Raw genomic sequence first — 9172 nt, forward strand, 5'->3', positions numbered from 1 at the left:
AATGATACATCATTATTCAATTTTGAGAACCCATTACTCCATTTCAAGATCATCAATCTTAACTTCAAGCTCCAGAGTCGTAGTGAAACCATTATCTGCACTGACACTATGCGTCAGGGTGGTAATGGTCCATTCGGCATCATCAATGGGCTGTTTAAAGCCGCTCACCTTCACCGGCATTTCGGTATACAGATCAGCCCTTCCCTCTGCGAGCTGCAGGGAGAATGTTGCTACCCCGCGCTGCAGGCGCTCCCACTGCATCTTTGCCGCTCGCTCTGCATTGCTGCGGTTTGCATAAGTTCTGTTGAGTACCAGCACGTTTTCATCCGTCCCAACCAGGTAATCTCCCTGTTTTGCTTCCGGCTCCTTTGCCGCGGTGGTTTTCTTTCGACGGCGCTTAACCTTTGCTGTCTCTTTTTTCTTTGGCTCACGGGTATGGAGCCAGCTGGCAATTACCCCCGTATAGGCATCGCGATCGGCCAGGGTAAAACGATGACCGTCACCAGCCTGGCGGGTGATGGTGATAACCGGCAGCGGCTTACCGCTTGCCGTTCTGCCCTGCCCTTGGCGGATAAACAACAAATTTCCGTCCTTAACTGAGGCTATCGCCCCATACTGCCGCGCCAGCTTCATCAGGAAACTCGCATCGCTCTCGTTGGTCTGGTCAAGATGTTCCACAGGCTTGTCCATCAGGTCCTTTCCCAGCGCCATCTTTAATTTATGCCTGCCCGCGATTTCCTTCACAACATCGCCCACCGTTGTCTGGTGCCAGGACTTTTCACGCCGCGTATTCAGGGTTTCACGGAAATCTGCACTACGCGCGCGGATTGTGAGACGGTCAGGCGCGCCGCTGTGCTCAATCTCATCGACAGTAAACCCCCCTTTCGGAAAAAGCGGCTGACCTTTCCATCCCAGCGCAAACTGAATAATGGCCCCCCGACGCGGCAGAACGATTTGCCCGTCCGAGTCGTCCAGTTCCAGATCAAGCTGGTCCGCTTCAAAGCCCCGGTTATCCGTCAGCGTCAGACTCATCAGGCGCGCATCCAGCACGGTAGTCACATCTTTACCTTCAATGGTGATGCTGAAACCGGGGGTTTTGCTGTTCAGGTTCAGGAGATCAGAGCTGAAATTCACTGCAGTAACCCCCCAACCGTATTTTTCATATTGCCTATCGCAGAGGTGGCGGAGTCCTGCAAATTACTGAGCTGATCGCTGAGGCTGCCAAACATATCAGACAGCGATTCATCCACCCTTTTCAGGCTCAGCGAAAATTCGATGCGCCGGGGCATACCGCTCTCAAAGAATTCTGTTTTTGTCTGGCTCAGACTCTCGATCACAAACATGCCGTAAATCGTCCCGCTCCCCTCAATCAAGGGCCAGGCTTTCCCCAGCTCCGCCATCTGCTCCAGCGCCAGCAAAGACAACCTGCCGCCGGTAATCTCAGGCAGCAGGACGCCGGACAGCGTAAGCGAATCGTTATCCGGCCCAAGAAACTGTGTTGTCGGGCGCCGGTTTACCCGGCTGTTGGCTGCGTGCCGCCAGCTGCGCTGATACTGCAGCTCCTGATAGGGTACGGTTCGCAGCATGAATACGTACAACCCCAGCACCATCATCATTATTCGTAACCCCCTCGATCACTGAAATTACTGCGTGTTTTTGCCCTGGCCCTGCGCTCTCGCTCATCAAGCTGCCGGGCCACCTCTCGGGCGATATCCTGCGCGCTTTGCCCTGTCTGGGCGACAATATGAATTGGCGCGCTTATCTCGTACTTAATTACCTGCGGCGGTCTTTCTGCCTTCGCCGACGGCGCCGGTTGCGTCCTGACAGGTACACTGTACGGATGAATTGGCGCGGCTTCTGCCGGGGCTGCCGCCAGGCCCATTACGCCAGCGACCACGGAAGCGAACACCTTCTGGCGCATAGCCATCGGGTCAGCCCTGTTATCCGTGATTTCCGTAATGGCCGGTGCTGGCATGACAGCCGCAGCGATATCAGCCAGCTCCGCAGCACGATCCCGACCAGGACGATTTACCGGGGCGTTAACAATCTCAGGCGGCAGCATCAACCTGCTTTCAAGCCGTTGCTCCGGGCTGGCTGTTACATCACGAACCGGGCTTACCGTTGCCGCCAGTTTCACCAGCTCAGTAGTACGATTGATTACCGGAAGATTTGCCGGACCGTTCACACTATCAGGCGGCAGAACTATCGCGCGTTCAGGATATTGTTTAGCGCTGGCCGGTTCCGTCCGGGAAGGATTGAGCGTTGCCGCCACCCTCGCCAGATCAGCAGTCCGTTTCCTGCCGGTGACATTGGCGGGCCCGTTTACGATCTCTGGGCCATTCTCACCCACGATGCCGAACTGGCCGCGCGGAATGGTACCGCCGCTGTCGTACATGCCAGCGAAACCCATCGGCGGGAATCCGCCAGGCGGCAGCACCACTTTACCGTCTGTGTTTACCGTGGCTGGTTGCTGCCGCGTGACCTGCTCAGGAAGCTTCGCTTTGGCCGCTTCCTTGCTGACAATGCCAAGTTTTTCAAGCAGCCAGGACACGCCCGATTTAAGCGAATCCAGCGGGTGCATGACCATGTTCAGCCCTGCCGCCAGCGCCTCCCCAAACTGCCGCCCCATCGACGCCGCGCTTTGCAGCTCTGCAGAGGTGGATTTAACCGGCGTCAGCAGATCAGTAAACCAGCCCCACAATGCCTGGACCTTGTCACCTATCCACTGGAAAACAGGCTGCAGTGGCTCAAACGCCGCACTGATAGGCGCAGCTGCAGCTTTGAATCCTTCAACCACTCCGCCTAAAAATGCGCTTATCGGCTGCCAGTATTTCCAGACAACCAGCGCCACGCCAGCCAGCGCCGCCACAACGAGCCCTATCGGACTAAGCAGGGCGCTCAGCAATCCAGAAATCCCGTACAGCGCAACGCGAAGGAGGGCCAGCGGGCCGGACGCCAGAAAACGCAGCACGCCACCCGCTGCGGATAATCCCCCGCGCAACGCGGCCAGCGGATTCATTACCATGCCGATAATGTTGCGAATACCAGACATTCCGCCGCGAAGGACAGCAAGCGGCGCACCGGCCAGCGCTTTCAGCGCATTGCCAGCCAGCCCGGCAGAACGGCGCAGGGAGTTAAGGGGAGACGCCAGCAATCCGGCGCTGCTGCCGGATGCAGCCAGGCCACGGCGCAACAGGGAAAGCGGCGCATTTGCCAGCCAGGACAGCGCGCTGCCGGTGCGGGTCACTGCAGACATAACGGAGGGGAGTGTTTTTACACCCAGCACGGACAGGCCAAAACGGATCACTGCCAGCGTGCCGAGCACAACGGTGATCGCAGCTGTAGCTGCAGCCACTTTCATCAGCGTGCCCGCCAGCTGCGGGTTAGCCTCAACCCATCGACGCAGTGCCCCGGTAACGCTTTTGACGTACCCCATGATATCCATCAGCGGCTGGCGCAGGGTTTCACCCAGGCTACTGAAAGCGTTCTGCGCGCCCGTTTTAACAAGCAACCACTGTGCGGAAAGTGAATCCTTATTGATATCGGATTCTTTCTGCATGGAGCCGTTAGCCTCAGTGCCTGAGGTGAGTTTCAGTTGTCGCTGCAGCTCCGGCAGGTTGTTTGCAAGCTTCGCCGCATCGTCGCCAAACTCCTTACCAAATATCATCGTCATGGCGGACAGGCGTTTATCCTGCGGCAGCTTGTTGACCTTCTCCAGCACGCGCTGAATGGTCCCCATTGCGTCCTTTGTCATCTGCTTTTCAATCTCTTCTGGATTGAGTTTCAGCAGATCCATACCTTCCATGAACCGCTTGCTCTGCATGGTCGCAATCGACAGTTCGCGCACCATCGCATTTGATGCGCTGGCGGCAATTTCAGGCGCGGCACCCAGAGACAGGAAGGTGGAACCCAGCGCGGCCGCCTTGCGGAAATCAAGCCGGTCGGCCACACCCCCCATGCGCTGCAGCACATTGATGATATCGCCGCCCTTAGACATGGCGTTATCGTCCAGGTAGTTCAGGGCATCGCCCAGCTGTTCAATATTACGGGTCGGCACTTTATACAGCTGTGCGATTTTCCCCAGCCCCTCCGCCAGCTCATCAGCGGGCAGCTCGAATGCCGTTGCGGCCTTTGCTGCAGTGGATGCAAAGGCCAGCAGGTCACGCTTCTGGTCTTCGTAAGAATCGTTCTGGTTTGTCACGCCCATGCGTGCGCCGCCTTCAACCAGCGCGGCATAGTCGATGGCGCCATTCTCCATCGGCAGCTGTTCACTGGCGGCCTTGATGGCATCCTGCATGTCGTAAAACTGTTTTGTTCGGTTGCCGTTGTCGTCCCGCAGCCCGTTAACCTGCTTTGCCACACCTTTCATCGCATCTTCCATGCTGGCATAGCTTTTAACCGCTGCCATCACCGGCGCGCCCATCGCCAGCCCGGCGGCAGTAGTTGTTGCTCCGGCGCCCGCGATACGATCCCGCACCTCAAGGCGCCGCGAATACTGATCGCGTACGGCGTTCATACGGGCCTGCTGCTCGCCCAGGCGCTTAAGGGATTTCTGCTGTCGGTCCAGCGCCTGCCGGGTTTCGTCGGCATTCTGCCGCAGCTCCCGCTGCGCACTGCTCAGCTTTTTGGTGTCCAGCCCGGCCTCATTAAGCGCAAGACGCTGACGCTGCACCGACTGACGCAGGCCGTTGTATTTGCTCTGCAGCTCGTTAACGCGGTTTTTTGCCTGCTCCAGCAGACGCGCCTGCGCCGCCGTCGGCCGGTTTGTGGCCGAGAACTGCGTGGCAAGTTTCGCCGCTTCTTCGCGTGCGGCTTTAAGACTGTTGCCGGTGACGGCCAGCTGCGCGCTTGCCTTGCGGAAACCGTCAATACGGCCCGCCTGGGCGTCCAGTTCTTTTAATCTTGCGCGGCTTTGCTGAATGGCGGTAGCCAGCTCTTTAGAACTGGCCTGCGCTGATCGGAATGGGCGGGTGAGCTTATCAACCGCATTTAGAATTACCTGCAAACGCAGGTTAGTGTCACTCATCGCTGGCCCCGCTTCTCTGAATCGCTTTATGCCGCCACTCCAGCACTTCGGTCAGCGGCATAACGTCAGTGACGGACGGCGGCCAGTGAAAAATGGTGGCGATATCAGCCACCAGGTCTTCTACCGTCAGGCTGTCGGCAAACCGGCAAGCACCGATTTCTTCAACAAAAAAGTTACCACCTCAACCGACAGCGCGGTGAGATCGGCGGGGTCCATTTCAGCCATTTCCTGAGCGGTCAGCGCGGGCGTGGAGATGCGGGGAATAATCGTCATCATCGCGCCGACGTCCATATCCATAATCGCCTGCAGACGGGTGCCACGCAGCGCGCCGGACTGCGGCTTGCGCAGCACAATTTCGGCAATTTCGGTTTTACCGCGTTTGATTGGGGTGTCCAGCTGTACGGTTTTTTCAGTCTGTTGTTCGCTCATTGTCATTTCCTGTTAATAAGGTACTGGCGCGGCTGCCCGCGCCTTTAAAGTAGATCAGAGGCCCAGGGCGTTGCGGTGTTCTTCCATCAGGTCCACGCCATCAACGATTTCAATCATGTTGATCACATCAACCTCATAGAGCACCTCGCCGTTAATGGTCAGCTTCGCGTAGCTGTTGGTGCTGCTGACTTTTGTGGTGTTGCTCTCGCCGGTTTTCCATTCGCCGGAATCGACTTCTTTATGTCGCCCGCGCACAACCAGCTCAACGGCCTGCACTTCGCCGGTATCATCACGCTGAATGGAGCCGGTGAAACGCAGCTGGATGCCGTCAACGGTGGCTTTACCCATCTGCTTGAATAACAGCAGTTCGGTGCCACCGATTGAAAATTCCGTATCCAGCGCGCCATCATCAAGCCCCAGATCAACATCAGCCGAACCGGGCATACCACCGCCGCGATACTTTTCAAACTTGCGGCCGAATTTAGGCAGGGTCAGGGACTCAACAATCCCCTGATAGTTATTCCCGTCGTTAAATAGGTTCAGGTGTTTTAACTTGCGTGGTAAAGCCATATTGTCCCCTTACGCGCTGACCTGGCTGGAGAAATCCAGCAGATACTGATCGGTGATGCGCTGGCGCAGCATCAGGTTTTCCAGAGGCGGTACCGGCGTATAGTCGTAATCGATAGTGAGCTTCCCGGCTTTCAGGGAATCTTTATCGTTTACGGACTCATCCAGCCAGCAGTCGGCGCCGATGATGTAGCCCTGAGTTTTCAGGTTGCGCAGTTTGGCGCGAATACCTTCGATAATGTCGCGGGCCAGTGACGGGTTAAGCACGCCATCCACCGCCCACATATGCGCTTCGGCGATGGTGTCAGCCAGTACCTGCGCGGTGCGGGTGTAGTTTTCAAAGGCAAACAGTGGATCGTCACTGAGGCAACGGGAACCCCAGAAGCGGAAGCCGTCTTTGCGGATCAGCGTGGTGACATCGTTCTGGTTCAGCAGCCCCGCATCGGTTGCCGGGTCCTGCAAATCCCAGAACACATCAGCAGAAATGCCGGTGACGCCATTCACGCCCACGTTGGACAGGGATTTGTGCCAGCCGGTCTGTTCGTCAATTTTGGCACGCAGGCCAAGCGCACGGGCTGAGGCATAAGCCGTTGCGTCAGCATTCAGCACGGTGTCAAAACTGATGAAATCAGGCCAGATCAGCATTCCCTCGCGCTGGCTGAAATTAGCGCGGTAGGCAATGGCCTCCTCTACCGTTTTGCAGCCGTAGGCTGACAGATAGGCGAACCCGCGCAGACTCTGCGCCACGCTCAGCAGCTCAGTGGCAACCGCCTGCGTGTCATGCCCCGGCACGCCCAGAATGCGCGGCTTAACGCCGAGCTGAGACTGCGCAGATAACAGCGCTTTCATGCCCGTTTTTTTACCGTCAGCTGTCACGCCGCCGATAATGTTGGAGGTTGTCTCCGCTTCGGTTTCACCCTGAGCCACGCGCACAACTACGGTCACGGGTTTAGCCTGGTCGGCAATTGCATCCAGCGAGCGGGCCAGCGTGCCGGACTCGCCTGCTTTACCGCTGGCGGTCAGCACGTCGGTGAGCAGGACCGGTTTATTGAGGGGGAACACGGACGCATCTGCATCATCGCCGGTACAGACCATACCGACAATTGCCGTGCTTACTGTTGAAATGGGGCGGGTGCCATCGTTGACCTCAACGACGCGCACACCGTGGTGATAATCCTGAGCCATACGGCGAACCCTCCGGTGTTTAGGTTTCGCCCTATGGTGAATTGAATGGGCCGCGCAGACAGCTACGCGGCATTGTTCCCTTAATCACACAATACGCCCGCGCGGATATCTGCGTTTTCTTTTTCCAGGCGTTCGCATGAGATATCAAAATACTGCTGGCTCATTTCAATCCCGGTAAATTTATATCCCTTCCTCAGCGCGGCAACGCCAGTTGATGCACTCCCCATAAATGGATCAAGAATATGGCCGCCAGGAGGAACGGGAGCAACCAGACTCTCCATAAGCTCAATCGGTTTGCCGGTCATATGGAGTTTTTGAGACGGAATAACCCGACGAGTCACCATACCCGGCCAGGGTCCACCATGCAGACTTTTAGGCAATGGTCCGTTACTTCCCCAAACCACGTATTCGCACTGATGACGAAAATAACCGGTATGAGGCGCACGGGTTGAAAGCGTTTTATCCCACGGAATCAGCCCCCGCCACACAAAACCGCCAGCCTGGAAAACGTCAGTAAGCGTTGGAAGCTGCCGCCAGTCAGTGAAAACCATGGCATAGCCGCCTGACTTAACCAGGCGGTTAACCTGACTCATCCACTGCGTCATCCAGAACGCCCAGGAGCGCACGTCTCTGTTATCGCCGAAAAACTCATGGTAGTTGTTATTGCCTACATACTTCCCGGAGGGTTTGGCCTGCCGATCACTGCGTGTCATGCCACCGCTGGAATAAGGCGGATCAGTAATTACTGCATCAAATTCGCCAGTGAGTTCGCGCAAAATTTCCAGGCTGTCACCACAGTAAATAGTTGCCGCCCCAATAACCGCTTTTTGCATAGCCTTGCCTCTCTTATGTGCCTGATTTCAGGTTACATAAATGAGAAAGCATGTTCATTTATACAGGAGTGTCTGAGCGTTCAGACAATGGCGCCACGGCAGACGCGGGAAATTTACGATACAGCGTTGATATACCCACATCAAAAATCAGAGCAACGCGTTTCCTGCTTTCCCCTGCATCAAGCAATCGCCCCGCCTGCGCCCATTGCTGCTCTGTCAGTTTTGGCCTCCTGCCACCGATACGCCCTTGCTGCCTTGCAGCTGCCAGTCCGGCGCGGGTACGCTCAACGATTAGCTCACGTTCCATTTCAGCCAGGGCACCCATAACATGGAAAAAGAAACGCCCCATTGGAGTTGATGTGTCAATGCTGTCTGTCAGGCTGCGGAAATTTACCCCTCTCCCGCGTAGGTCTTCAATCAGAGTAACAAGATGTCGCATGCTCCTGCCTAATCTGTCCAGCTTCCAGACTACCAGCGTGTCACCTTCTGAGAGTGTGCGCAGGACCTTTTTTAGCCCTGGCCGATCTGAGGTTTTTCCGCTCATTTTGTCCTCAAATATCAGCTCACATCCTGCGCACTCAAGCGCATTTCGTTGTAAAGCCGTGTTTTGGTCATTTGTTGACACCCTCACGTAACCGATTTGCATGATTTTTCGCCCTTAAAAAAGTGGTGAATGATGCCACCGTTTTATCGAGCATGGTCATTTCTGACTGTACTGCAGAGAATGGCCAACACGGACAATCATGACCGTGGCGGATAAAAAACCTTCGTTTGGGGGAAGCGGCTAAAAGGACTGTTGGAACCGGTGCAAATCAGATACCGGATATGACTGCATTCACATCTGATCTGCGATGGTTCAAATTACCTAGCGGCCATATTGTGCAGGTTTTTTCGGTTGATGTTTACAGCTCGGATGTAGAGGGAACGCCTGCGGTTTATCCAATAGCTTTCCCTTATTCGTTACTGGCTATATCCGCCATATGGGTAGACCCAACGCAGACAGAAGCACCGACGTACAAAATCATCGGTGGTGATCGAACGCTCGCAAAAATTAAAACATCAAAGGCAGGAAAGTACGGGACCATGATTATAGCCATCGGTAAATAACGTTCGTTTGGGAGAAGCGGCAAAA

General features: G+C 55.9%; 10 protein-coding genes. 1 reads left to right on the top strand and 9 read right to left on the bottom strand.

Annotated elements, in window-relative coordinates; all coding sequences use genetic code 11:
• Window positions 1-33: 33 nt before the first annotated feature.
• From L462_RS10505 to L462_RS10470, 9 genes are all read right to left on the bottom strand, one after another.
• Window positions 34-1134 (bottom strand): phage late control D family protein, encoded by a 1101-nt coding sequence (locus tag L462_RS10505; protein WP_032665801.1) that lies wholly within the window; start codon window positions 1132-1134, stop codon window positions 34-36.
• Window positions 1131-1616, bottom strand: a complete 486-nt coding sequence (locus L462_RS10500) for a phage tail protein (protein ID WP_032610580.1) — start codon at window positions 1614-1616, stop codon at window positions 1131-1133. The genes L462_RS10505 and L462_RS10500 overlap by 4 nt, the downstream gene beginning before the upstream one ends.
• Window positions 1616-5026 (bottom strand): phage tail tape measure protein, encoded by a 3411-nt coding sequence (locus L462_RS10495; protein ID WP_032678720.1) that lies wholly within the window; start codon window positions 5024-5026, stop codon window positions 1616-1618. The genes L462_RS10500 and L462_RS10495 overlap by 1 nt, the downstream gene beginning before the upstream one ends.
• Window positions 5019-5138 (bottom strand): GpE family phage tail protein, encoded by a 120-nt coding sequence (locus tag L462_RS0123595; RefSeq protein ID WP_007848878.1) that lies wholly within the window; start codon window positions 5136-5138, stop codon window positions 5019-5021. The genes L462_RS10495 and L462_RS0123595 overlap by 8 nt, the downstream gene beginning before the upstream one ends.
• A 14-nt stretch (window positions 5139-5152) precedes the next feature.
• Complete coding sequence (locus tag L462_RS10490; RefSeq protein ID WP_014884889.1) at window positions 5153-5455, bottom strand: phage tail assembly protein; 303 nt, start codon at window positions 5453-5455, stop codon at window positions 5153-5155.
• 54 nt (window positions 5456-5509) lie between these two features.
• Window positions 5510-6025 carry a phage major tail tube protein gene (locus L462_RS10485; protein WP_007848874.1) on the bottom strand — a complete coding sequence of 172 codons (516 nt, stop codon included), beginning with the start codon at window positions 6023-6025 and terminating at the stop codon, window positions 5510-5512.
• Window positions 6026-6034: 9 nt separating this feature from the next.
• The gene (locus L462_RS10480) at window positions 6035-7207 is read right to left on the bottom strand and encodes a phage tail sheath protein (protein WP_007848866.1); all 1173 of its coding nucleotides are present in this window, start codon (window positions 7205-7207) and stop codon (window positions 6035-6037) included.
• An 80-nt stretch (window positions 7208-7287) separates the two neighbouring features.
• Window positions 7288-8040, bottom strand: coding sequence for a DNA-methyltransferase (locus L462_RS10475; RefSeq protein ID WP_015386375.1), 753 nt, complete (start codon window positions 8038-8040; stop codon window positions 7288-7290).
• 58 nt (window positions 8041-8098) lie between these two features.
• Window positions 8099-8686: a recombinase family protein gene (locus L462_RS10470; protein ID WP_017384017.1), complete on the bottom strand. Its 588-nt coding sequence runs from the start codon at window positions 8684-8686 to the stop codon at window positions 8099-8101.
• A 179-nt stretch (window positions 8687-8865) separates the two neighbouring features.
• Here L462_RS10470 and L462_RS0123600 point away from each other — a divergent pair, with 179 nt between their 5' ends.
• Window positions 8866-9147, top strand: coding sequence for a hypothetical protein (locus tag L462_RS0123600; protein ID WP_050595748.1), 282 nt, complete (start codon window positions 8866-8868; stop codon window positions 9145-9147).
• Window positions 9148-9172 lie beyond the last annotated feature (25 nt).

The organism is Enterobacter sp. BIDMC 26 (genome assembly GCF_000534435.1).
In the GTDB taxonomy this organism is placed as follows: Bacteria; Pseudomonadota; Gammaproteobacteria; order Enterobacterales; family Enterobacteriaceae; genus Enterobacter; species Enterobacter ludwigii.